Here is a 24,191-nt window from a genome sequence, read left to right on the forward strand (position 1 = left end):
AAAAATGATTACTATTATATTAAATCATGAACCGTATGATGGTTCCGATGTTACTTGGAATGCTTTGCGTCTGGCTTCAACACTACATAAAAATGGAGAAGATGTAAATATTTTTTTAATGAATGATGCGGTTGATTTGGCAAGAGATAAAACATTAAAACCCGATAGTTATGATCATGACTTGGTTTTGATGTTAAAAGAACTTTACAAAAAAGGAGTTGCATTGCAAGCTTGCGGAACTTGTAATGCAAGATGTGGGATCTTTAAAAATGAACCATACTTTGATGAAAAAGTATCATCAACTATGCAGGTTCTCTCAGACTGGGTTGTTCAAAGCAAGCAAGTTTTAACATTTTAATTTACTTAAACCAGCTCTTCATCTTCTCAATCGCAGAATCTAAAACGCTCTCATGCGGTTTGGATTCTATTCCGAACGACTCCTGAAGTTTTTTTATAAGCTCGCGTTGCTCATCGTTTAGTTTATTCGGATATGTGATGTTGACTTGTGCAATTAAATTTCCTTTGCCGTGTCCGTGGACATCATCTATACCTTCGCCTTTGAATACAAAGTGCTGTTTATCTTTTGTTCCAATATCAAGTTTGAGCTCTAATTCGCCCGTAAGTGATGGAATTGTCAAGCTCTCACCTGCAACTGCCTGAGTAAAAAATACCGGAATTGCGATATAGATATCATTTCCGTCCCTTTGAAAATGTTTGTCGGGTTTTACGCTAAAAGTAACATACAAATCACCTCTGGTTCCGCGTTTGCCGATATTTCCTTTTCCTGAGACTCTTAAGCGATTTCCGTCATCAATTCCCTTTGGAATCTTAATCGTAACATTGCCTCTCTCTTCATGATAGCCGTTGCCGTCACAACTTTGACACGGAGCTGAGGGTGCAGAACCTGTTCCCTGACATACCGGACAAGTTTGCGAGAATGTCATAAAGCCCTGTTTCATAAAAACTTGACCTTGTCCTCTGCATTGGTGACATGTGGAGAGCTTGCCGTCCTTTGCTCCGGTGCCCTTACAGCTGTTACAAGAATTTTTGTACTTGAACTCTATCTCTTTTTCGCATCCAAAAACAGCCTCATTGAAACTAATGCTCATATTGACATTCATATCAAGATTGTATTTTTCCATATCTGCCGGATTTTGGCGACGGCGAGAACCTCCGCCTCCAAAACCATTAAACATCTCTTCAAACATTGAACCGAGGTCGTCAAATCCGCCTGATGAGCGACCGCGGCTGCCCATTCCGGTAAGTCCCTCTTTTCCGTAGCGATCATAGATACTTCTTTGTTTGTCGTCGCTTAAACATTGGTACGCTTCGTTACATAATTTAAATTTGCTCTCAGCTTCACTATCACCATGATTTTTATCCGGATGGTAAATTTTAGCCATTTTTCGATATGCTTTTTTAATTGTTGTTTGGTCTGCGTCTTTTGAGACTTCTAATATTTCGTAATAGCTTAAATCCTGCATATTATATTAAATATCCTAACATTTAAAATTTTCGCAATTATATCGTTTTAAATTTAATGTATGTATAATTGCGTTTATGAAACATAATATCCTATTTTTAATTACTATTTTACTCCTTGTCGGCTGTTCGAAAGAACCAAAAATAGTTCTTTTAGAGACGCCTAAAACGGATATTTCCGAGAGTAGCTTTGAGGAGTTGCCTAATTGGGATAATGAAGATTATTCTAAAGCTTTAAGCTCTTTTCTTGAAAGCTGTAAAACGAGTAAAACAAAAGTGCTTTATAAAGAGTTGTGCAGTAGAGGTGCAAATACGACGGATGCAAAAAAGTTTTTTACACAAAATTTTACACCGTATAAAATTGATACGACCGATAGTAAAGAAGATGGACTTTTAACGGGTTATTATGAACCGTTATTGAAAGGTTCGCTTACAAAAAAAGGACCATATATTTATCCGGTATATGCAACACCGAGAGATTTGGTCGTTGTTGATTTTGCCAAACAATATCCGGAGTTGCAAAATTATAGATTAAGAGGTAGAGTTAACGGCAATAAAGTGGTACCTTACTACACAAGAAAAGAGCTTAACGGTAAAGCTTTGGACGCGGATGTAGTTTGCTATGTCGATTCAAGAATAGATCTTTTTTTCTTAGAGGTGCAAGGCTCGGGAAGGGTGCGGCTTGATAACGGTGAGGTGATTTATGTAGGCTTTGACAATCTAAACGGATATAAATACAGCTCTATCGGAAAATACCTAATTGACGCCGGTGAAATGAGTTATGCTCAGGCGTCTATGAAAGGCATAAAAGAGTGGTGTGATAAAAATCCGACTAAAGTCGATGATTTACTAAATAAAAATGAATCCATGGTTTTTTTTAAAAAGAAAGATAAACCCGCAACAGGCTCGCTTGGAGTTGTTTTAACACCAAATCGCTCAGTCGCGGTAGATCAGAGATATCTTCCTCTTGGAAGTATGCTCTATCTTAGTGCGGATACCAAAGAGAAAGATTTAAATAGAATAGTTATAGCACAAGATACCGGCGGGGCTATAAAAGGGTGCGTAAGAGCCGACCTTTTTTTCGGTTACGGGGATGAAGCGGGAAATAGTGCCGGAAAATTAAAGGCACCTTTGAAATTATGGATATTATTGCCGAAAAATAACCAAAAAGAGAGCATGTGCGAAGCTCGTTAGAGAAATTTAATAAACTTGTAGAGGCACTGCAAGAACTACCTACCATAGGGAAAAAATCGGCAACAAGATTAGCGTATCATATGGTTATGAAAGATAGTTTTATCGGAATGAAAGTTTCTCATGCCATAGAAGAGGCTTTAGGAACACTAAAGCAGTGTAGCTCCTGCGGCGGAATGAGTGAAGATGATTTATGTTTTATATGCTGCGATGAGAGTAGAGATGAGACGCTTCTTTGCATAGTAGAAAATGCAAAAGATATACTTCTTTTAGAAGAGAATGGACTTTTTGACGGTAGATATTTTGTTCTGGAGTCTTTAGCTGAGTTGAATTTTTTAAGTTTAGAAAAATTAGTCGGTTCAGGAGTCAAAGAGATTGTTTTTGCATTGACTCCTTCTATTTCAAATGATGCCGTTATGTTATATATTGAAGATAAATTAAGTAATTTTGATATAAACTATACGAAAATCGCTCAGGGCGTTCCGACGGGAGTGAGTTTAGAAAATATAGATTTATTGTCTCTAACTAGGGCATTGGCAGACAGGGTAAAGGTATAAATTTGAGATTTATTTATTTGACGATATGTTTATCTATAATTTTAAATTTTGCAGGATGCAGTTCAAAAAATATTGAAAAACCAAGTGCAGAAGCTCTTTATGAAGTAAAAGAGAACAATGCCGTAAACGGTGATGTTGAGGAGTTTTCCGACGAGTTTAAAATAGAAGAAGTTTATGACCCCTTTAGCGGGTACAACAGATTTATGACCGGCTTTAATGACGGTGCTTATGAGTATGTACTTAAACCTGTTTCAAAGGGGTATAAAGCCGTGTTGCACGTCGAGATAAGGGAGAGTGTAAGAAATTTCTTTAATAATCTCTATTTTCCTATGCGTTTTGCCAATAATATTTTTCAAGGAAAATTCTCATATGCCTCTGAAGAGGGTGCTAGATTTGTTCTTAACACTACTGTCGGTATCGCTGGATTGTTTGATCCGGCAAAGAGTTGTTTTGAACTTCAAGCGCATGAAGAGGATTTCGGTCAGACGCTCGGGTTTTACGGTGTAGGCAGCGGTCCACATATAGTTTTGCCGCTTCTTGGTCCATCAAACTTAAGAGATATGATTAGTCTTTATCCTGATTCGCTGCTTAGTCCGATTGATTATAATGAGAGAAGATATTGGACATTAACGGATACTTTGGCAGAGTATTTGGAGGCAAAGTCATTGGAAAATGTAAATTATATGTCCTTAAATATGGATCGATATGAAAAAATGAGAAAAGATGCGGTAGATTTGTACCCGTATTTAAGAGATGTGTATGAGCAATACAGAAATAAACAGATTAAGGAGTAAAAATGAAAAAAGTGTATAAAAATGTAATGTTGATGCTATTTTTTATAATAGTATTTGGACAAAATTTGGCAGCAAATGAGCAGTTAGAATTAAAAAAGCATTTTTTAAAAAAAATTGATGAGGTTATTTTAGTAGTTGAAGATAAAAAATTATCTAAAGACAGCAGAAATGGAAATATCATAAAGTGCTTAACGCCGATGTTTGATTTTGAGCTTATGGCAAAACTTAGCTTAGGAAATAAGTGGAAGGAACTTTCAAAAGAGAATCAAGATAGGTTTATTGCGCTTTATGTGGAGCGAATGAAACAATCATACTCATCAAAAATAGATGCTTATAAAGATGAAAAGGTTGAAGTTAAGAAAATAGATCAATCGCAAGAGGGTAGAATCGCTTTTGTAACAGATCTTGTAAGTAAAGAACAAAAACTTGAAATTGTTTATAAATTTCATAAACCCAAAGAGAAGAGAAGCGATAAAGATAACTGGCTGATATATGATGTAGAGATTTTAGGAGTTAGCATACTTAAAACAGATATAGCTCAATTTAAAGAGTTTTTGCAAACAAAAAGTATAACCGAACTAATGGATGCTTTATCTAAGCAATCATAGTTGTATTTATGGATATTCTCGGCAATTTTTTAATGCCGAGCGCTTCTTAATATTTGAAATTTTAAAGAGTTAAATGGGCTGTTTTTGGTAGTTGCTTCGCCGTAAATTAAATTTTACGGTACAATTTTTTTTATTAAGCAACATTTTTCGAAATTTTGGTATACAATTCGTTTTATTTTTTTAGGAAATCCATTGAAATACATTATAAGCTCATTACTATTAGCTTCACTGCTTCAAGTTTTTTTGTGGCTAAATAGCGACAAGAAGTTTATCTCTCCGCCTGATGCTGATAATATTATAGAATCTCTATCTTACGCACCGTATAAAAAAAGCAATAATAAAGAGTTTCTTAGCGATGAAGAGATAGTACAAGATTTAACTCTGCTTAAGCAATTTACGAACAAAGTTCGTCTCTATTCTGCCGAAGATTCACAAAGAGTAATGCCTGCGGTAAAAAAGCTTGGAATGCAAGCACATATGGGTCTTTGGCTCTCTCCTGTTGCAGAGAATAACGAAAAAGAGATAGCATTAGCAAAAAGTCTTATAACATCCTACCATGAGAATTTGGCATCCGTTATTGTCGGAAATGAGGTATTGCTTCGCGATGATTTATCACCTGAGGATTTAATTGTTTTTATTAAAGATTTTAAAGAATTTACTAATAATGTGGTTAAAGCCGATAGAGAATCTAAAGCTAAAGCCGCTAAAGAAGAAATTGCTAAAGAAAAAGATAGAAAAGCAAGAGCTGCAAAAGAAAAAGCCGCTAAAGAGAAAGCTGCCAAAGAAAAAGAACATAAAATATTGGTTACTACTGCAGAAATTTGGAATATGTGGTTACTATATCCGGATTTAGTTCAAGAAGTCGATGTTATAAATATACATATTCTTCCTTATTGGGAAAAAATAAAAGCCGAAAATTTTGAATCGTTTTTTAAAGAGATATATAAAAAAGTAGCTGATGCATATAAAAATAAGCCTATATTCATCGGTGAGTTTGGATGGCCTAGTCAAGGATATAACAATCAAGGTTCCGTAGCAAGTCCCGAAAATCAGGCAACTATCATTAGAAGATTTTTAGTTTTAGCTAAAGAAGAGGGATTTAGCTATAATCTTATTGAAGCGTTTGACCAACCTTGGAAAGGGGTTGACGAGGGTAGTGTAGGGCAATATTGGGGTGTTTTTGATGCAAATCGCCATCAGAAATTTGAGATGCAAGGAGAAGTCCTTGTAGAGCCGTATTGGTTTACTCAAATGGTAGTAGCTGCATTAATAGGCGCAATTTTTACTTTCTTTGGACTTAGAAATCAACATGTTAATTTCTTGCATGCTATGACTTACGGTTTAGCTGCGCAGGGTATCTCTTTTGGTATAGTTATGTCTGCCGTCTATCCGTTTGTTCATTATATGAATTTCGGTAAATGGGTTATGTGGGGAATGGGTTCGATTCTCATGGTACCTCTAACATTAATTACATTGGCTAAAGCAAATGAGCTCTTTAAATGTACAATCGGAAGACGCCCTCAAAGACTTATTCCGCTTGATCTCAAATCAAATCATGTACCGTTTGTGAGTATACATGTGCCTGCCTATAAAGAGCAACCCGCTGTTTTAGAAGAGACGCTTATTGCACTATCAAAACTTAATTACACAAATTATGAGGTGCTTGTTATTATCAACAATACGCCTGAAGATTACTACAAAGCGCCGATAAAAGCTTTATGCCAAGAACTTGGATCAAGATTTGTATATCTCGATATAGAGTGTACGGGCTTTAAAGCAGGAGCATTAAACAAAGCGCTTGATTTTACAAACCCGCAGAGTGAAATTTTAGCAGTTATAGATGCCGATTATGTTATTAGTCCAAATTGGCTTATTGATTTGGTACCTATTTTTGATGATTCAAAAGTTGCGTTGGTTCAAGCTCCACAAGATCACAGAGACGGCAATGAATCACTTCTAAAAACCGCAATGAATGCAGAATATGCAGGTTTCTTTGATATTGGAATGGTTGAGCGCAACGAAGAAAATGCTATCGTTGCTCATGGTACTATGCTTTTAATACGCTTAAGCGCTTTTAACGAGGTAGGTAAATGGAATACAGATACCATAGTTGAGGATAGTGAGCTGGGACTTAGACTCTTTGAAGCAGGTTATATGGGACATTATACAAACCGCAGATACGGTTTTGGTCTACTGCCTGATACGATTGAAGCCTTCAAAAATCAGCGTCATCGTTGGGCTTACGGAGCAATACAGATTCTTAAAAAACATTGGCAGCATTTTAAACCATCTTCAAAAACACTGACTCGTGCTCAAAAGCATCATTTTGTTACCGGATGGTTTTTTTGGCTCTCTGATGCACTTGGAACAGTTACTTCGATTTTAAATATAATTTGGGTTCCTGTAATTATATTTGTCGGAGTGACAATTCCGACTATTGCTCTTACCGTACCTATTTTGACTGCATTTATAGTTAATGTTATTCACTCTTTTGTGCTTTATAGAACAAGAGTTAAGGCAAACTTTTATCATTCACTCTTGGGTGCAATTGCGGCTATGAGTCTGCAGCTTACGATTTTTAAAGCAGTATTTGATGGATTTGTAAAAGATCGCTTGCCGTTTAAGAGAACAGAAAAAGGCGGAAATAGTAAGAAGTCTTTAGAAAATCCTATTAAGAACGAGATTATTTTATCTGTACTTCTTATAGGTTCATTTATAGCGCTTATTATGACGAATCATCAAAGAATTGTAGAGGTTTATATCTTTTCTTTAACTCTGTTGGTGCAAAGTATCCCGTATATTTCAGCTATTATTCTTAGAATGATTGAGACGAGTTCCTATAAAAAAGCTTAGATAGCTTTTTTATGTGGCTTTGACCTTAGTCTAATAAATGCTTTACGACTATATCCACACACTCTCTATACTTCTTTAAATCCATTATCTCATCAAAACTGCTGCTCATCATGGAATAGATAAAAAAGCTCGGGCGTTTGTCGTATAAACTTTCTAACATGTAGATAATAGTTTTTGGTGCTATATGGTGGCTTAGATTTAAACCGTTTTGCTGAGTCAAAGAACATGCTAATTTGTAGTGATTTTTTTCATTACTGCACGTGTCTATAAAGATTATCTCATCTGCATCAAGCATCTCTAAAACTATCTCCGGTGTTAGTTGAAAAACTGAAATGAGTTTTGTATCTTTTAGAGAAAGTTTTTGCAGCTCTTTTATAACATCGACTCCAAAAGCATCTTCGCCTCTTAACTCATTGCCATATCCAATGATGATTCTCATTAGTTTCGCTCAATCACTTTGATTATGTTTTTGTTATGGTCGCGCACCTCTATTTTTGAGGAGACAATTCCGAGTGCATGAGTAGAACAGCTAAGGCACGGGTCAAAACATCTGATGACGGCTTCGACTCTGTTTAATGCTCCGTCCGTTATGTTATTGCCGTCTACAAACGCAAGGGCCGCCTGTTTTATCCCTGCGTTCATAGCGAGGTTGTTATTTCCTGTCGCTATGATAAGGTTTACGGCAGTTATTACTCCCTCTTTTGTAACATGGTACTCATGAAAGAGAGTTCCTCTTGGAGCTTCCGAACATCCGACACCTCTATTTTTACTCACTTTTGAGGTTCTTCTTACGGTTTCACTTATTGTCTCATCGTCATTTAAAAGCTCTTCTATTTTCTCGATGGCGTAAATAATCTCGATAAGCCTTGCGTAGTGGTAGTAAAATGAGTTTAAAACAGGTTTGCCGCCACCGAGTGCTTTAAAATTTTTAAGCTCCTCATCCGCTAAAGGAGTTCCGCAAGTTGATGCAATATTTAGTCTTGCCAATGCTCCTACTCTGTACATTCCCATAGGATAGCCTAAAGGTTTGTAGTACGGTGATTTTAGGTAACTATCTTCTTCTACCGCTTCACCTATATAATCTTTGTAATTTTGTGGGTCAATTCCCTCTTCAAGGATGTTCCCCTCACTGTCAATAAAGCGTAAAACCCCGTCATAATGTTCTAAGGTTCCGTCTGGGTTTATAAGAGCCATAAACAGAGATGGAAATGTTGCAAATGAGTCTATCTCTTTTTGAAACTTATGAAGATTTTCTTTGAAATATTTAAGTGCGCCTTGTGCAATTTTCATAGCATTTGGAATCTCTTTAAGTATCATCTCTTTTTGTGACTCTTCAATCTTTTTAGCCGCTCCGCCGGGAGTTATGCCTGTCGGGTGGATTCTTTTTCCTCCAAGTTCTTCTATGATTTTTTGCCCGAAAGCTCTTAATATTATGCCGTCTTTTGCCATTACGGGATGTGTCTGCATCATCTTAAAGATATTTCTATCCTCTTTTGGCGCGTCAAAACCATATATAAAATCAGGGCTTGAGAGATGAAAAAAGTTTAGCGTATGTGACTGGAGTATTTGAGCTAGATTTATGATTTTTCTTATGTTTATGCCGGCTTGGGGTGGAGTAACGGCTAAAATCTCATCAATGGCTTTTGTGGAGGCTACGACATGACTAACGGGGCAGATTCCGCAAGTTCTGGCTGTTATTGCGGGCATTTCGGTATACATCCTACCCTCGCAAAACTTCTCAAAACCGCGATACTGAGTTACATGTATCTTTGCATCTTCTACTTTGCCATCACAATCAAGGTCGATTGTGATTTTTGCATGTCCTTCGATCCTGGTTACTGGGTCGATTATGATTTTTTTATTTTCCATAACTATTTTCCAAATCTTGTATATTCATATATATTTATTTCTCTGCCTTCAATGAGCGCTTTTAACATCTCGTAGATAGCTTTGTACGGAGCAGGGCAACCGGGCAGGAAGTAGTCGACTTTTACGACTTCATGCAGAGGCAAAACTTTATCTAAGAGTTTGGGAACTATTTGTGAGGGGTACTTTTTGCTCTCGTTTATATCCGCCAAGTCAAAATAACCTTTTTGCAAAACCGCATCACTGCCGAAGAGATTTTTCATAGCCGAAATATTTCCCGTAATCGCGCAATCTCCAAGAGCTAGTATGAGTTTTGAGTTTTCTCTTATCTTTTTTATTATCGCTATGTCATGGTCGGTGCTGAGAGCACCTTCAACTATGGTTAAATCAACATTCGGCGGAAACTCTTTTGCATCGACATAGGGACTGAAAACTACATCTATAAATGGAGTTATTTCAAGGAGTTTTTCGTCCATATCTAAGATTGACATATGACATCCCGAACAGCCGTCAAGCCAAATAGTTGCAAGGCGTAATTTTTTTGGAGAATTTTCCATCTGTTTTACCTCTGTTGTAAAGAGAATAGTATAACAAATTTATGAGTAGTTAATTATCAAACAAACTCCCGCTTAAAGAACTCGCCAATTCTAAAAATTTTTGATGGGTTAAATTTAAGTTTTTGTAGGTTATCGCATTTTGCGATAAGATTATTTTTTTCATCATCTGTTAGCTCAAACATGAAATCATCTGGAAACTTTTCTATATTTCTTTTAATCTGTTAATTCAATCTGCTAGTTTGAACTTGATAAAGTTCGGCTAAATCCTTATCAATCATTACTTGAATACCTCTGATAATAAATATTTTATCATCTACGACAATATTATTTAAAGCTTGGTTTTTTGTATCCATCTCCACTGCTCCTAGATTTTTAAGATACGAAACCATAACAGAAAATTTGATTTTTATTTAAAAATATTGCATTTTGTCATATTAAGCACCTATAAAAACTAGATTGCCGTAATTCCCTCGTAAGCCTTCATCCTTGAGATTTAGCCGAGGGTTTTTAATAAAAACTTTATTTAATATTTACCTCTATTTTTCACAAGCTCCAAAATAATCCCTCTTTTTTTGATGACTTCTTCTTCACTGACATCTTTTTCATAAAGTGCACCCGTCGGGCAGACGTAGACGCATTTGCCGCAGCTTGTACAACTCTGTGAATCTGCCCAAGGCTCATCCATATCGTGAATTATTCTTGTGCTCAGTCCTCTGCCTGCCAAATCAAGCGCGTGTGCGCCTTCAATCTCATCACAGACACGGATACATCTCGTACACAATATGCATCTGTTTGGGTCGTTTACAAAGTTTTTATGTGAAGCGTCTATCTCAAATCTTTTATTTAGATATGGAACTTGGCTGTGTTGCAGTTCAAGTTCTACCGATTTGTTTTGAAGTTCACAATCTCCGTTTGCGACGCAAGTACTGCATGTATGAGTTCGCTCGCTAAACATCATCGAGAGTATCATCTTTCTTGTGGCTTCAATTTTTGAAGAGTTAGTCGTTACCTCTATTCCCTCTTTTATCTTTGCCGTACATGCAGGAGTCGGCTCACGGCTTCCTTTTATTTCGACTATGCACATTCTGCATGAACCGACGCAGCTAAGACCTTCTAAGTGGCAGAGTGTCGGAATTTCAATGCCGTTGTCGCGTGCAACTTCAAGTATGGTTTGGTTTGATTGCCCCGTGACATCTACGCCGTTTATCTTAAAGGTTTTAACCCTGACTTTTTCTCTAATCATCGCCAATTCCTTCAAGATATTCACTTTCAAAATATTTTATGGTGCTAAGAACCGGATTTGGCGCCGTTTGCCCGAGTCCGCAAAGACTTGCGCTCTTTAGTACTTCACACATCTCTTTTAAGAGCTCAAAATCGCTCTTTGTTGCCTCTTTTTTTATAAATTTATCCAAAAGGAGTGTAAGTTCTGTTGTTCCTACGCGGCAAGGCGTACACTTTCCGCAAGACTCACTCCTGCAAAAATCCATAAAAAATCGTGCAATCTCAACCATATTTGAGCTATCATCTATAACTATCAAACCTCCGCTTCCCATAATGGAGCCTGCGTTTTTAAGGGATTCATAGTCTACATGCAGATCTAAAAGTTCTTCGGGAATACACCCTCCGCTTGGACCTCCAGACTGAATGGCTTTAAATCTTTTTCCATCGGGAATTCCGCCGCCGATTTCATATATAAGCTCCCTTAGGGTTGTTCCCATGGGTACTTCAACAAGCCCCGTGTTTTTTATATGTCCCGTCAGTGCAAAAACTTTTGTTCCGCTTGAGTTTTGCGTACCTATATTTTTGTACCACGCTCCGCCGTTTTTAATTATGGGTGCAATGTTTGCTAAAGTCTCGACATTATTAAGAACTGTAGGTTTACCCCATAAGCCGTAATCTGTTAAATGAGGAGGTTTTTGTCTTGGATTGCCGCGGTTACCTTCCACCGAAGCGATAAGTGCAGTCGCCTCTCCGCATACAAATGCACCCGCACCGAGGCGAATCTCAATACTAAAACTAAAGTTGCTGTGGGCGATATTCTCTCCCAAAATACCAAGTTTTGTTGCTTGTTTTATAGCTCTGCTTAATTTCTCGACGGCCAAAGGGTATTCGGCTCGAACATAGATATAACCTTTGTTTGCCCCGCATGCATAACCTGCAATCGCCATTCCTTCTAACACTCTGTGCGGGTCGGACTCCATAACTGCTCTATCCATAAAAGCTCCGGGGTCACCCTCATCGCCGTTACAGATTATATACTTCTGTTCGCTGATAACTTTTGAGACGCTCTCCCATTTTATACCCGCCGGATAACCTCCACCGCCGCGACCGCGCAGAGCGCTTATCTTTACCTCTTCTATAACCTCTTTTGGCGTCATCTCGTCAAGTGCCTTAAATAGTGCTATATATCCGCCGTGAGCTATATAGTCTTCAATCTCATCGGGGTCAATCATTCCGGCATTTTCAAGGACTATTTTGGTCTGTTTTGCAAAAAACGGTTGAGCGATATCACACATTTTATCTTTAAGCAAACCGCCGTTTTGGATGCTATCAACCAAATCTTTTGCGTCTGAAGTCGTGATTTTTTCATATAGAGTGCTTTCATTGCCATTGCAGTGAGAAACTAGTGTTCCGTTTGCGCAAAGTCCGCTACAGCCGACACTTTTTATTTTGTACCTATCATTTAGCTCTCTGCTTTGCAGTTCATCTTGCAGACTTTTTCCTAACTCTGCAGAACCCAGAGACATACAGCTGCTGCCCATACAGACTCTTAGCTCTTGGCGGCTGTTATCGTCGGTACACTTTTTTTTATCGGCGAGTTCTTTTAACTCATTTAAAGATGTAATCATTTTATCATCTCCTCTATATCACATAAAGAGTCTTCAATAGTCACTTTGCCTTTTGGCACATCGTCATAAACAACTACGGGAGCAAGAGAACATGAACCGAAACATCTTGCACTTAGAAGCGACAAAACACTATCGGGGGTTGTTTCACCGACTTTGATACCGTATTTTTGTTCGATTTTTTCGAGTATTTTATTGGAGCCTTTTATATAGCAGGCAGTTCCCATACAAACGACGACATTGTGCTTGCCTTTTGGTTTAAGTCTGAAATAGTTGTAAAATGTAGCAACGCCATAAACTTTTGAGTAGGGAAGTCTTAACCGTTTTGCTATAAACTTTAGAGTATCGATGCCCAAATACCCGAATGTCTCTTGCGCGGTATGAAGAGTCTCAATGAGAGCACTTTTGTCATACCCGAGTTTTTTCATGCTTTTTTCAAGTGTGTTATATCTATCGTCTGTTGCTATTGACATTTCAAAATATCCTTTGTAGGAAACTTCCTCTATTATAAGGAACAATTGATTAAAATAGTCTAATCTTTATAAAATGGCGGTACTTTTATGAAATACATAGTAATTTTTCAACTAATATTTAGCACTCTGTTTGCTCACGGCAAAGAGCATGAGCATCTGCACTTTTTCTCATCATTACATGCAGAGTATTTTGTTTTCTTTATAGTCGGGTTAGTCGGCGCTTATTTTGTTTATGATAAATTTTTTAAGGATAACAGATAATGTGTAAAGATTGCGGATGCGGGATAATAGAACATAGACATGAACACTCTCACGAGCATTCTCACGATATGCAAACTATACATGCAAACCCTCAGTTAAACGACGCAAAAACCATAGCCGTTATAGAGAAGATTTTAGACAAAAATGACCATGAAGCTTCTCATAATAGAGCTCATTTTGAGAGTCACGGAGTGTTGGCGATAAACATTATGAGCTCTCCCGGAAGCGGAAAAACTGCACTTTTAGAGAAGTTTACAGAGTTGTCTAAGTTTAAATTTGCCGTTATAGAGGGCGACTTACAGACTTCAAAAGATGCAGATAGACTAAAAGCCAAAGGAGTAGATGCCTATCAGATACAAACGGGAAGCGCATGTCACTTGGACGCTTTTATGGTTCATAAGGCGCTTCATAATATCGATTTAGATACGGTAGATGTCTGTTTTGTGGAAAATGTCGGCAACCTTGTATGTCCCGCTTCTTACGATGTCGGAACACACCTAAATATAGTCCTCGTAAGTGTTCCTGAGGGAAATGACAAGATAGCAAAATACCCTGTAATGTTTCGCAAAGCTGATTTGATACTCATTACAAAAACCGACCTTTTGCCTTACATAGAGTTTGATATGGAAGCAGAGAAAAAAGAGGCGAGAAAACTAAAACCGAATGTCGATATCTTAGAAGTAAACATAAAAGATGACGACTCTATAAAAAGAGTCCTAAACTGGATAGAGTTTAAAAGAGGGATGCGGGCTTAAGCTCTAGTTATATGTTTTGCAGCCAAATATCCGCTTGCCCATGCAAAAGCAAAATTGTATCCTCCGCGGCGACCGACAACATCAAGCACTTCGCCGCAGAAATAGAGGTTTTTTTGTTTAAGTGATTCAAAAGTTTTTGGGTTTATCTCAGTTGTATCAACTCCGCCTCCGCTTACCTCTGCATGGCGGAAGCCGTGGGTACCGCTTACATCAAATCGCCAGTTTAACATCTGATTTGCTATTTTTTTGGCAAGTTTTATGCCGATTTCATCTTGGCATAAAGAGGCTGAAATATCCAACTCTTCTAAAATTCCTGAGGCTATTTTTGTCGGAACAAGCCCGATGAGAATATCGAAAATCGTCATTTTTGGCGATGAGGTTGCGAGTTTGCTTATGTGAGTTGATAGTTTTTGAGCGTTGAAGTTTGGAAGCAGGTTTACGGATATGCTTACATGCGAAAACTCCATCAAAGCTGTACTAGCCATTTGAGATATATCTAAGACGGCAAAGCCTGAGACTCCGTAGTCGGTAAAGAGTATATCACCGCTGGAAGTTAGCTCTTTTTTGTTGTTGATTAGCAGTGTGACTTCGCTCTCTATCTTGGCTCCGCTCATTTTTTTTGCAATGTTGGAGTTTAGATGAAGTTGTACCAAAGATGGATATGTCGGGATGATGTTATGCCCAAACTCTTTTGCAAACTCTAAGCCGTCTCTGTTTCCGCCAAGATGTGAGGCTGCCTCTGAACCGGTTGCTACTACGACGAAGTCATACTCACTTAATAGTTTTTTTATATCGCTAATTTTTTTATCGGTATGGATATTTACACCGATACTTTTTGCACTGCTTAAAAGAAGAGAAGCTACGCTTTTTGCTTCATTGCTGAGCGGATAAGCTCTTCCGTCATCTTTAATATCAAGCAAAAGACCTATGCTATCGCAAAACTTCTCAAACTCGCCAAATCCGAACTCTTTAAGTGCAAACTCTACAAACGATGGATTTTGCGAGAAATAATCATTTGGGCTTAGGTTTTTATTTGTGATATTGCAACGACCGTTTCCTGATACTAAAATCTTTTTTGCACATTTTGCATTTTGCTCAAAAACATCAACACTTAGAGATTTTTTTGCACAAAATATTGCACACAAAAGCCCGCTTGCTCCACCGCCTATAATTGCTACTTTTTTTTCTTTTAACACAAGATACTCTTTTTTAAAAATTATAAGGATTGTACTATAAATATGAGAGATGTTAAGATAAATAGGTTGAGTAATTCATAAGAGCAACACAATCGTGCCGCTCTTGGGAATTATTTAGCTGCCGGAACTGCAGGAGTTGCCGGAACTGCAGGAGTTGTACGAGTAGCAGGTGTCGCAGGAATGGCACGAGTTGCTCTATGATTAGCGCCTGCTGAAGCTTCAGCGGGTTTATCTTTTTTCTCCTTTTTTTCTTTCTTTTCCTTTTCAGGTTTTTCAGCTTTATGACCGCCTGCGGCGAATAGTGAACTTAAACCAAGAACAAGAACAATCGCGATAATTTTTTTCATAAATTAATCCTTTTTTGGTGTGTACACATCATGTGTAAAGTAATTCTATAGCATTATATGTGGAATTATTCGTGAATTACCTCAAAAGATGGTAAATCTTATTTTAATGACTACTTTTGTAACATATTTGCGTTAAATGGATTTTAATGATATTAAGATGAAATGAATCGAACGATTGAGAGAAAGGAAGAGCAACACAATCGTGCCGCTCTTAGAGATTACTTAGAAGTTGCTTCTTCTGCTGTTTTGTTTTTTTTAGCTTTTTTAGCTTTTTTAGCTTTTTTAGCTTTTTTAGCGTGAGAAGTTTTTTCTGATTTCTCTACTCTTTCACCTCTTTCAGATTTAGGAGTTGCAGCGAAAGCTGAAGTAGTTAGACCAAGAACGATAGCAAGTGCGATAATTTTTTTCATAAATTAATCCTTTTTTGATGTTTACACTTTTTGTGTAGAGGAATTTTATATTATTAAGTGTGAATTATTCGTGAATTATTCCAAGTTAGAGTAAAAGTTGTTCCGATATCTTTTTTTGATACTACTTCAATCTCTATATCGTATAAATCACACAATGATTTTACGATACTAAGTCCAAGCCCAAAACCGCCGTTTGAGTTATCAAATCTTTTGTAGCGTTCAAAAATCTCTTTTGATTTTGATTGGTCAAATCCAATTCCTGTATCTGAAATGCTAAACGAATTTTCATTCAATTCTATCTTTATATTTCCATTTTTTTTGTTGTATTTAATAGCGTTTGAGAGTAGATTGTCAATAATCCTGCCCATGAGTCGCTCGTTAATCATAATTTCGCACTCTCTTAGCTCTTTTGTAAAGCTAAGATTTTTTGTAGAGGCTAAGGGCATAAAATAATCTATTCGTTGCAAAATCAGCTCTTTGAGATCTGTTTTTTGAACAGGATAGTGCTCGGAGGAGAACATTGTAAATGTTAGGTCGTTATAGAGATGTGAGAGCGTTCTTGTTGCGATTAACATACGATTTGTAGATTTTAGATTTTTTTGGCTTAGTTCGTCTACTTCCATTGTTTCAAGGCTCATTGAGAGGACAGAGATAGGAGTGTTTAGCTCGTGAATCGCATCCGTGATAAATTTGTTTAGCAGTTCAATGTATTGACGCAGAGGACGCAAGAAAATTTTTGATAAAATAAATATTACTGCACCAAAAAATACAATAGAAAAAATCAAAACAATAAGTATTGTTTGTTTTGTTTTATTTAACTCATCGTCTATCGCATCCCCTCGGACTATAAGATAGTGAATATTTTCGATATTTTCTAGCTCAATAGTTTTAATAAAAAAATAGTGGGTATCTTCTCTAAAAAACCCTTGTTTAAACTTGACTTTAAAGGGAGCAGGATTTGGATATATGATATTCTTGTTTTTGTCCATCATAGCAATATCAAATTTTGGATGGTGCAGTAAATATTCATCCAAATCAGCTATATTTTGTGCATAATATACTGATTCATAGGCTGTTTCGGTATAGTATATCATCTCATCTTGCAGAATTTCTGTATATATTTTTTTTTGATAGTTGTAATAAAGAGTAGATAATATAATTAAAAAAATTATATTTAGTCCGACAAAAACAGATACAAATTGGATGAGTGATTTTTTTTCAGCTTGTAACAATTAGGTATCCCTGCTTTCGCACATTTTGAATAATCTCTTTTCCTAATATTTTGCGTAATTTTTTGATGTGGGTACGAAGATTTTCTTCAGTTGCTTCATCGTCATAATTCCATACACTGGCAATAATTTGCTCATTAGATACCATTTTACCTTTATGTGAAATTAGTATATTGAGTAATTTTGTCTCTTTTTTTGTTAAAAAAAGCTCTTCATTAGCACTAAATAGTTTTCCATTGTTTGGTTCAAACGACCATGTCTGAGTAAGAGTTATTTTGTTACTGTTGTTTGTAGAAAAAGATTTTTGAATCAATTTTTCAAGACGCAGTTGAAGTTCTTTTAATTCAAATGGTTTTTTTATGTAGTCGTCACATCCGGCATCATACCCTCTTGATAGATCAGCTATGCTAGCTAGCGATGTCACAAAAATCGCCGGCGCTTCCTGTTTTGCTTCTCTGAGTGTTTTTAGTACATCAAACCCATTCATCAGAGGCACTTTGACATCAAAGATAAATGCATCGAAATGTTCTTCATATGCTTTGTCTATTGCTTCGTTGCCGTCATTCACACAGATGACTTCATAGCCGCATCCGTTTAAAAATTCAGACATAATGTCGCATATCAATAAGTCGTCTTCAAGTACAAGAAGTCGTAATTTTGAGCCTTTTTCTCTCATTGTTTTCTCATTTTTTATTAAAGGGTGACAAGTTTTGCCCCAAAACCGCCCATATGTTGCGGTGCATCTTCAAATTTTTTTACTTTTGGATGTGCTTTTAGAAACTCTTTGACTGCATAAGAGAGTTTTCCCGTCCCGATACCGTGATAAACGATGACTTCATCCCAGCCGTTTATAAGCGCGTCAGAGATAAATTTGTCCAGTACCTCCGTTGCTTCTTCCGCTCTCATACCGTGCAAATCGCATTTTAGTCCTGCTCTTCTTTGTACTTGTAAATTGACATCCGTGCGAGGTTTTTGATGTATGATTTGCGTATGTTTAAGCTCTTTTGTTTTAACTCTGACACGCATTCCGTCAACTTCTACAATCGCCTCATTTTTATCTTTCATAGCTACGATTACGCCTTTTTTGCTATGATATTTTACATTGTCGCCGATGTTAAATTCTGCTATTTGTGCGATTTGCGGCTCTTTTTTCTCAAGCGGGAGCTGCTGATTGGCTTTGTTCATAGCTCTGTGGATAGCTTTTGTGTCTCCCGCGCGGGCAGCAAGTTTAGCTTCGTTTATCGCACTCTCGTAACTATCTTTAAGGGCATTTCTCTCATATTCTAGCTCTTCATAAACTCTCTGTTTCTCTTCTTTTAACTCAAGCTCTTTGGCTTTTATACTCTCTAACTTTTCATCAACTTTTTGATGTTTTTGTTTCAACTCCCGCTCTAACTGTGAGCCTCTCTCTATAAGGATATTAAGTTTTTCGCTGTTGTCGCCGTATACTGCTTTTGCTTCATTTACTATTTTGTTTGAGATTCCGTATCTGCTGGCGGTCTCAAAAGCGTAACTTTTCCCAATGATTCCGTGCATAAACTCATAAGTCGGAACTCTGTTTTGCTCATCGTAAATCGCCGCCATAAGTTCTACATCGTCACGGTCAGCCATAAGTGCGGCAAGTCGTTTGTGGTGCGTTGTGACGACTATCTTTTGCCCTCTTAAAATCAATTCATCAAGTATAACTTTAAAGAGTGCCGCAGCCTCGTCGCTATCTGTTCCAAGTTCAATCTCATCGACTCCGACAAGTGCGTCTTTATACTCAAATATTTTAGAAAACTCCTGCATACGCCCTGCAAAAGTTGAGATATCGTTTTTAACATTTTGAGGGTCGTCGATAATCGCTAAAATGTTTTTAAAGCCGCCGATATGAGATTTGTGTTCATTCAGCTTCATAGGGATAATATATTTTGCCATAAAAGCAGCACTTAAAATCGACTTTAAAAGCATAGTTTTTCCGCCCGCATTTACACCGGTAATCATCAAAATATTTTTTGAAAAATCAACATATATAGGTTTTGCGTGGTGAAGAGCAGGGTGGATAAAGCTATCTAAGATGATTTTAGAATCTTTCTTCGATTTTATAAGTTGAAGGTTTTTACTCTTTGCAAACAAAACTCTGGCTTGATAGTTGTCAAACTTTGTGAACTCTTTGTCGCAAAATGAGATAAACGGTAAAAGTTCGGCAAGTTTGGATGAAAACTCTTTTGCATAAGTGTAAAAAATCGCCTCTCGTTCTTGGACGATATAGCGAATCTGCTCTTTTGATTTTAGTATGCTATCGGGTGATACATAAAAACCGCCGCTGCTGCTTCTGCCGACTATGGCACCTTTTAACACATGGTTAAAACCGCCGCGAACCAAAAGAGACTCTTCGTCGTTTATGAGATGCACCTGTGTATCTATGAGATACGGTGAGAGTTTCGGGCTTGATGTAAGTCTCTTAAGCGAGCTGTTCATGTTGGCTTTATGCTCTCTTATTCTTGCACCCAAACCAAATAGCACTTCGTCGAGATTCTCTTCAAATTTACCGTCATGGGTAAAGTACTTCTCAACCTCAAAAAACTTCGGCTCAATGACAAACTTATCCATCCATTCGCCGATGATACCTTCTAGTTCTCTGTTTTTAAAATAGCGAAAATATCTAACGACTTTTACGATTTCAAAAATCTGCTCAAACTGCAACACACCGTGCTTTTGAAGATGAAGTTTTATATTTGTAAAGTCTGCAACTTTAGGAGGAGCCTTAAACTCTATGGTATCAAGCGCTTTGATGTAGCGGTAGTGAAGCTCTTGGTCTCCCTCAATATAGAGCGAACTCTCACGAGAAAAAAATTGCTTAAATGAGTTTATATGATCGCTTAAATCAAGTTGATTGATAAGAGTATCAATTTTTGAAGTTTTTTCTATTTGCATGTAGAAGCGCTAATCATTTGACCGTAAAACGGAGTCTCTTTTTTGCCTATAAATGTGTATGTTCCTATGCTTAGAGTGTAGTTTTCATCGTTTACGCTCACACCGTTACATGTGATAGTGTTGTGCTGATTAAACTTCATTACGACATCTAGCATCTTTTGGCTTTTGGCATTGCTGTAACTGTTAAATGCAATCGCCGATAAAACAATAGATAGAACTACTACCGTAATCAATGCTTTTTGTTTATTTGTCAGTTCCGTAAAATAGTGCAGAGCCAAAAAAAAGAGTCCTGCGATTACAATTCCGGCTATATATGCCACTTAAGCGATTCCTCTTATCTGATAAGTCAAATCGCCTGCGCCAAAACCGATGATAAGACCTTTGTCTAAGATTTTAAGCGCCTCTTTGTCTTTCATAACGGTAATCGTGTTATCTGCTCTTGAGATATTGTCTGCCATTGTCAGGTTATATCTTTTAAACTTCTCTTTAAAATCAATTTCTCTGATTGCTTCACCTGCGGCCCATACAGGCAGGATGATAAGCTCACATGCGCCCTCAAAACAGTTTATAAACTCTTCGAGATTATCTATGGTACGAGAGTATTTATGAGGCTGCCAAATTGCGGTAATCTTATCAAAACCTTTAAGAAGTGCATACTCTTTGACTGATTCAAATGTCGCTTTTATCTCTGTAGGATGGTGACCGTAATCATCGATTATGACGCTTCCCTCTTCAACACCGACTATGTCAAATCTTTTTTTGATACCTTTAAATGTAAGTATCTTCTCTCTTATCAGTTCAATATCCATAGACTCATTTGCCGCTAAAATAGCCAAAGCCGCATCAAGAGCGATATGCTTTCCAAATCCCCAAACATCAAAACTGCCTAAATCTTTAAGAGTAAATCTTGTATGCGGTTCGTCATTTATCAGAATGAATTCTATGTTTGTAATGTCACGGCTTGGGTAGAGCCAGTCGGCATCTATTTCGCCAACAAGCGTACTTAAAAATTTATCTTCGGCATTTAAAACACGATACTGGGCTGATTTTATAAAGCGCTTGTATGAATCATAAAAAAGTTCATAGTTGTAGTCGTAGTACTCCATATGTTCAGGCTCGGCGTTTACTACGATTGCACAATACGGGTTTGAGTTTAAAAAACTGCCGTCGCTCTCATCAGCTTCAAAAATCATAATGCTGTTATCTTTTTCGTATCTGACATTTGAACCGAATGCTTTTGACTCTGCACCGATGATTGAAGAACCGTCCATAATCGAAGTTAAAATCGCGGTAGTAGTGCTTTTTCCGTGAGCACCCGCAACAGCGTAGACTTTAGAGTTGTTTAAAATCTGCAGCAGTGCTTCACGGCGGGCAAGAACTTCAATACCCTTTGCTTTTGCAGCGACTACTTCAGGATTGTCGGGACGAATAATCGCTGAATGGATAACCAAATCTTGATTAGCAATAGCAGACGCATCATGAGGAATGGTAACGGTTATACCCAATTTGCGGAGTTTTTTTGTAATGACGGTATCGGAAATATCCGAACCGCTGATTTCATGCCCTTTATAGTGCATATATTGTGCCAAACCCGATATGCCGATTCCGCCGATTCCGATAAAATGTATCTTCATTCGCTACTCCCGTCTATTTGGGAATTATCTAGCAATTTTTGTGCCTCTTTGCTAAAACAACTTATATAAAATGTACCTGCATTTTGCGTTGCTTCAATGTCTGCAATATTTTCAATAAAATCATCAAGTGAGATATTCTCTTTTGAAGCAATCCAATGAAATTTCAGAGCCGATGAGAACTTTTTGTCGTTGCTCAGCCCGCTTAGCACTTCAAAGAGTGCGCTTGCGTCTGAAATTTTACCGGCACTATAATGCTCTATTGCGTATTCGTAAAGCGCTCTAATCGTTGCAAAATCCTGAACTTCATTCATATCCATAACTCTGTGAGCTTCGAGCGTATCGGTAAGTCTCTCTAACGCCAGATCAAGGATATTCGCATAAAAGTCGTTAAGCGTATCTTCGTCAAATAGCTCATGTGCTTGCTGCTCTAGTACGAAAAGAGAGGCGATATCTCCATTTTGCTGTGCATTTAATACCTTTGTTTTTAACTCTTCTACTCTTTGCATGCTAGAGCCTCCTTGATTCTTAGTAGGGCGTTTTTGGTTTTATCAACATCTTCAACCAGTGCGATTCTAATGAACTCTTTGCCGGGATTGACTCTGTTTGCATCGTCTCTTGCCAAATACTCTCCGGGTAAAACTTTTACATTATAGTCACGGTAGAGTCTTTTTGTAAATTCTAAAGGAGAGGGAACTTTTAGCCAGATGTAAAAAGTAGCTTCGGGAATCTCAATACCCAAAATCTCATATGCCGCTTCAAAATTTTTCTTGTAAATCTCTCTTGCAACCGCTACATGTTTCTCATCGCTCCAAGCAGCCGCAGCGGCACTTTGAAGAGGAAGAGGGGAGGCACAGCCGATGTAAGTTCTATAGTCGATATACTCTTTTAAGATATTTTCATCTCCTGCAATAAAACCTGAACGAAGCCCCGGAGCGGATGAGCGTTTTGAGATAGAGTTGATGACTAAAATATTTTTAAATGTTTCATTTCCCGCGTAAAGTGAAGCTTCAAGGAGTGATGAAATAGGCTTTGAAGTATATATTTCGCTGTAACACTCATCGTTTAAGAGTACAAAATCGTGTTTAAGTGCGAGTTTTACCCACTCTGCTAGCTCTTCTAAAGTAAGCGTAGCCGTTGTAGGATTGTTTGGAAAGTTTAAAATTACCAAATCGCAAGTAGATAATATTTCTTCATTTATTTCGGGCTTAAAATCGTTTTCAGGAGTTAGATTTAAGTGAATTACTTTAGCTCTGCTGGCAATTGCGGCACCCTCATAGATTTGATAGAAAGGGTTAGTAAAAGCCATTACGGGATTTTTTATATCAAATAACAAAAATTGAGGAAAGTTAAAAAGGACTTCACGCGTTCCAAAAGTAGGGATAATCTGCTCATCACGAAGCTCAACCCCAAATCTTGTTTTAACAAATCCTCTTTGCGCAACTCTTAAGTTATCTTCTCCCGCAGTTTTAGGATATTTTCTTAGTTGTGAAGAGTTTTCGCATAGCGCTTTTTGTATAAAATTGGGAGTTTCAAATTGCGGTTCGCCGATAGTTAAAACAGATGGCTCATACTTTTTATTTGGTGTTATATTTTGGAGTAAATTGTTTAATTTTTCAAATGGATATGGTTCAAAAGTCATCGTTTTCCTGCCCTTTATAATAGGCGCAATTATATCTAAAATCTATAAAAGGCAAATTAATGAAAGGCTTCAAACTCTTTATAGCTTCCTAATTTTAACAAAAAAATTAAATTTTATTAAAGGACACTTCTAAAAACTCTAGTCATCTTCAGAGGGAATCAAAAAAGATGAGATGGTGTAAAATCTTTTTTGAGTCTTAGCCGAAGCTAAGGCGATAAAAAGTTTTATGCCATGTCGCTTTTTTGAACCCTCCCGCAGGGCGATAGAGAGAAGCCCACACTCTGCGTTGCCTCTTTTTGCCTTAGCTTTGGCTAGGGCTTCAAAGAGTCGCCTTGATTGTGAACTTCTCTCTATCGCTGAAGGTGACTAGGGTTTTTAGATGTGTCCTAATCAAAGTTCAAATAACAATAAGGTATTATTGTTCGAAATTATTTAAAATACGGAAAACTTAGATGAATAAAAAATTGATATTGAGTACAGTGACGATTGGTCTTCTTGGTTCATTAAATGTTAATGCGGCGGAAGATTTAAACGGTATGTTTGCACAAGGCAAAGCAAGCGGACAGATAAGAGAGTT

General features: G+C 37.3%; 26 protein-coding genes and 1 pseudogene. 9 read left to right on the plus strand and 18 right to left on the minus strand.

Annotated elements, in window-relative coordinates:
* Positions 1 to 4: 4 nt before the first annotated feature.
* Complete coding sequence (locus tag PHQ93_RS09520) at positions 5 to 358, plus strand: DsrE/DsrF/TusD sulfur relay family protein (RefSeq protein ID WP_299943643.1); 354 nt, start codon at positions 5 to 7, stop codon at positions 356 to 358.
* Position 359: 1 nt separating this feature from the next.
* Here PHQ93_RS09520 and dnaJ read toward each other — a convergent pair whose 3' ends face one another.
* Positions 360 to 1,484: a molecular chaperone DnaJ gene (gene dnaJ, locus PHQ93_RS09525; RefSeq protein ID WP_299943646.1), complete on the minus strand. Its 1,125-nt coding sequence runs from the start codon at positions 1,482 to 1,484 to the stop codon at positions 360 to 362.
* 76 nt (positions 1,485 to 1,560) lie between these two features.
* On the opposite strand from dnaJ, the gene PHQ93_RS09530 reads away from it, so the two are divergent.
* The 5 genes from PHQ93_RS09530 (at position 1,561) to PHQ93_RS09550 (ending at position 7,485) form a co-directional block, all read left to right on the plus strand.
* Positions 1,561 to 2,676, plus strand: a complete 1,116-nt coding sequence (locus PHQ93_RS09530) for a murein transglycosylase A (RefSeq protein WP_299943649.1) — start codon at positions 1,561 to 1,563, stop codon at positions 2,674 to 2,676.
* Positions 2,661 to 3,230 carry a recombination mediator RecR gene (recR, locus tag PHQ93_RS09535; protein WP_299943652.1) on the plus strand — a complete coding sequence of 190 codons (570 nt, stop codon included), beginning with the start codon at positions 2,661 to 2,663 and terminating at the stop codon, positions 3,228 to 3,230. Before PHQ93_RS09530 ends, recR begins: the two co-directional genes overlap by 16 nt.
* 2 nt (positions 3,231 to 3,232) lie before the next feature.
* Complete coding sequence (locus tag PHQ93_RS09540; RefSeq protein WP_299943655.1) at positions 3,233 to 4,024, plus strand: VacJ family lipoprotein; 792 nt, start codon at positions 3,233 to 3,235, stop codon at positions 4,022 to 4,024.
* A gap of 2 nt (positions 4,025 to 4,026) precedes the next feature.
* Entirely contained in the window at positions 4,027 to 4,632 is a 606-nt protein-coding gene (locus PHQ93_RS09545) for an ABC transporter substrate-binding protein (protein ID WP_299943657.1), read from the plus strand.
* Between the two features lie 192 nt (positions 4,633 to 4,824).
* Positions 4,825 to 7,485, plus strand: coding sequence for a glycosyltransferase family 2 protein (locus PHQ93_RS09550; protein ID WP_299943660.1), 2,661 nt, complete (start codon positions 4,825 to 4,827; stop codon positions 7,483 to 7,485).
* 25 nt (positions 7,486 to 7,510) lie between these two features.
* On the opposite strand, the gene PHQ93_RS09555 is transcribed toward PHQ93_RS09550, so the two are convergent.
* The 7 genes and pseudogenes from PHQ93_RS09555 to PHQ93_RS09585 form a co-directional block, all read right to left on the minus strand.
* Positions 7,511 to 7,924: a hypothetical protein gene (locus PHQ93_RS09555; protein ID WP_299943663.1), complete on the minus strand. Its 414-nt coding sequence runs from the start codon at positions 7,922 to 7,924 to the stop codon at positions 7,511 to 7,513.
* Entirely contained in the window at positions 7,924 to 9,354 is a 1,431-nt protein-coding gene (locus PHQ93_RS09560; RefSeq protein WP_299943666.1) for a Ni/Fe hydrogenase subunit alpha, read from the minus strand. Before PHQ93_RS09560 ends, PHQ93_RS09555 begins: the two co-directional genes overlap by 1 nt.
* 2 nt (positions 9,355 to 9,356) lie before the next feature.
* Complete coding sequence (locus tag PHQ93_RS09565) at positions 9,357 to 9,908, minus strand: hypothetical protein (protein WP_299943669.1); 552 nt, start codon at positions 9,906 to 9,908, stop codon at positions 9,357 to 9,359.
* A gap of 56 nt (positions 9,909 to 9,964) precedes the next feature.
* A pseudogene (locus PHQ93_RS09570) lies at positions 9,965 to 10,297 on the minus strand (ORF6N domain-containing protein).
* Positions 10,298 to 10,431: 134 nt separating this feature from the next.
* Entirely contained in the window at positions 10,432 to 11,151 is a 720-nt protein-coding gene (locus tag PHQ93_RS09575; RefSeq protein WP_299943670.1) for a 2Fe-2S iron-sulfur cluster-binding protein, read from the minus strand.
* Positions 11,144 to 12,757 carry a NuoF family protein gene (locus PHQ93_RS09580; protein ID WP_299943673.1) on the minus strand — a complete coding sequence of 538 codons (1,614 nt, stop codon included), beginning with the start codon at positions 12,755 to 12,757 and terminating at the stop codon, positions 11,144 to 11,146. Before PHQ93_RS09580 ends, PHQ93_RS09575 begins: the two co-directional genes overlap by 8 nt.
* Entirely contained in the window at positions 12,754 to 13,227 is a 474-nt protein-coding gene (locus tag PHQ93_RS09585) for an NAD(P)H-dependent oxidoreductase subunit E (RefSeq protein WP_299943676.1), read from the minus strand. Before PHQ93_RS09585 ends, PHQ93_RS09580 begins: the two co-directional genes overlap by 4 nt.
* 87 nt (positions 13,228 to 13,314) lie before the next feature.
* On the opposite strand from PHQ93_RS09585, the gene PHQ93_RS09590 reads away from it, so the two are divergent.
* Together PHQ93_RS09590 and hypB are read left to right on the plus strand one after the other, a co-directional pair.
* Positions 13,315 to 13,488, plus strand: a complete 174-nt coding sequence (locus PHQ93_RS09590; protein ID WP_299943679.1) for a hypothetical protein — start codon at positions 13,315 to 13,317, stop codon at positions 13,486 to 13,488.
* Complete coding sequence (gene hypB, locus PHQ93_RS09595; protein ID WP_299943682.1) at positions 13,488 to 14,243, plus strand: hydrogenase nickel incorporation protein HypB; 756 nt, start codon at positions 13,488 to 13,490, stop codon at positions 14,241 to 14,243. Before PHQ93_RS09590 ends, hypB begins: the two co-directional genes overlap by 1 nt.
* On the opposite strand, the gene PHQ93_RS09600 is transcribed toward hypB, so the two are convergent.
* From PHQ93_RS09600 to PHQ93_RS09645, 10 genes are all read right to left on the minus strand, one after another.
* Positions 14,240 to 15,439 (minus strand): NAD(P)/FAD-dependent oxidoreductase, encoded by a 1,200-nt coding sequence (locus tag PHQ93_RS09600; protein ID WP_299943685.1) that lies wholly within the window; start codon positions 15,437 to 15,439, stop codon positions 14,240 to 14,242. The genes hypB and PHQ93_RS09600 overlap by 4 nt on opposite strands.
* A gap of 110 nt (positions 15,440 to 15,549) precedes the next feature.
* Positions 15,550 to 15,786 carry a hypothetical protein gene (locus tag PHQ93_RS09605; RefSeq protein WP_299943688.1) on the minus strand — a complete coding sequence of 79 codons (237 nt, stop codon included), beginning with the start codon at positions 15,784 to 15,786 and terminating at the stop codon, positions 15,550 to 15,552.
* Positions 15,787 to 16,004: 218 nt separating this feature from the next.
* Complete coding sequence (locus PHQ93_RS09610; RefSeq protein ID WP_299943691.1) at positions 16,005 to 16,196, minus strand: hypothetical protein; 192 nt, start codon at positions 16,194 to 16,196, stop codon at positions 16,005 to 16,007.
* Positions 16,197 to 16,249: 53 nt separating this feature from the next.
* Positions 16,250 to 17,428, minus strand: coding sequence for a HAMP domain-containing sensor histidine kinase (locus tag PHQ93_RS09615; protein WP_299943694.1), 1,179 nt, complete (start codon positions 17,426 to 17,428; stop codon positions 16,250 to 16,252).
* A complete protein-coding gene (locus PHQ93_RS09620) occupies positions 17,415 to 18,101 on the minus strand; it encodes a response regulator transcription factor (RefSeq protein ID WP_299943697.1) in 687 nt (228 codons plus the stop codon). Before PHQ93_RS09620 ends, PHQ93_RS09615 begins: the two co-directional genes overlap by 14 nt.
* A 17-nt stretch (positions 18,102 to 18,118) precedes the next feature.
* Positions 18,119 to 20,341 (minus strand): endonuclease MutS2, encoded by a 2,223-nt coding sequence (locus PHQ93_RS09625; protein ID WP_299943700.1) that lies wholly within the window; start codon positions 20,339 to 20,341, stop codon positions 18,119 to 18,121.
* Positions 20,332 to 20,661: a hypothetical protein gene (locus PHQ93_RS09630; protein WP_299943703.1), complete on the minus strand. Its 330-nt coding sequence runs from the start codon at positions 20,659 to 20,661 to the stop codon at positions 20,332 to 20,334. Before PHQ93_RS09630 ends, PHQ93_RS09625 begins: the two co-directional genes overlap by 10 nt.
* The gene (gene murC / locus PHQ93_RS09635) at positions 20,662 to 21,975 is read right to left on the minus strand and encodes a UDP-N-acetylmuramate--L-alanine ligase (protein ID WP_299943706.1); all 1,314 of its coding nucleotides are present in this window, start codon (positions 21,973 to 21,975) and stop codon (positions 20,662 to 20,664) included.
* Entirely contained in the window at positions 21,972 to 22,481 is a 510-nt protein-coding gene (locus tag PHQ93_RS09640; RefSeq protein WP_299943709.1) for a hypothetical protein, read from the minus strand. The genes murC and PHQ93_RS09640 overlap by 4 nt, the downstream gene beginning before the upstream one ends.
* Positions 22,469 to 23,614 carry a succinyldiaminopimelate transaminase gene (locus PHQ93_RS09645; RefSeq protein ID WP_299943712.1) on the minus strand — a complete coding sequence of 382 codons (1,146 nt, stop codon included), beginning with the start codon at positions 23,612 to 23,614 and terminating at the stop codon, positions 22,469 to 22,471. The genes PHQ93_RS09640 and PHQ93_RS09645 overlap by 13 nt, the downstream gene beginning before the upstream one ends.
* Positions 23,615 to 23,840: 226 nt before the next feature.
* Between PHQ93_RS09645 and PHQ93_RS09650 the strand changes: the two genes are divergently transcribed.
* On the plus strand, positions 23,841 to 23,984 hold the full coding sequence (locus PHQ93_RS09650; protein WP_299943715.1) for a hypothetical protein: 144 nt from the start codon (positions 23,841 to 23,843) through the stop codon (positions 23,982 to 23,984).
* Positions 23,985 to 24,191 lie beyond the last annotated feature (207 nt).

Origin of the sequence: Sulfurimonas sp. (assembly GCF_028714975.1) — a bacterium.
GTDB lineage: Bacteria > Campylobacterota > Campylobacteria > Campylobacterales > Sulfurimonadaceae > Sulfurimonas.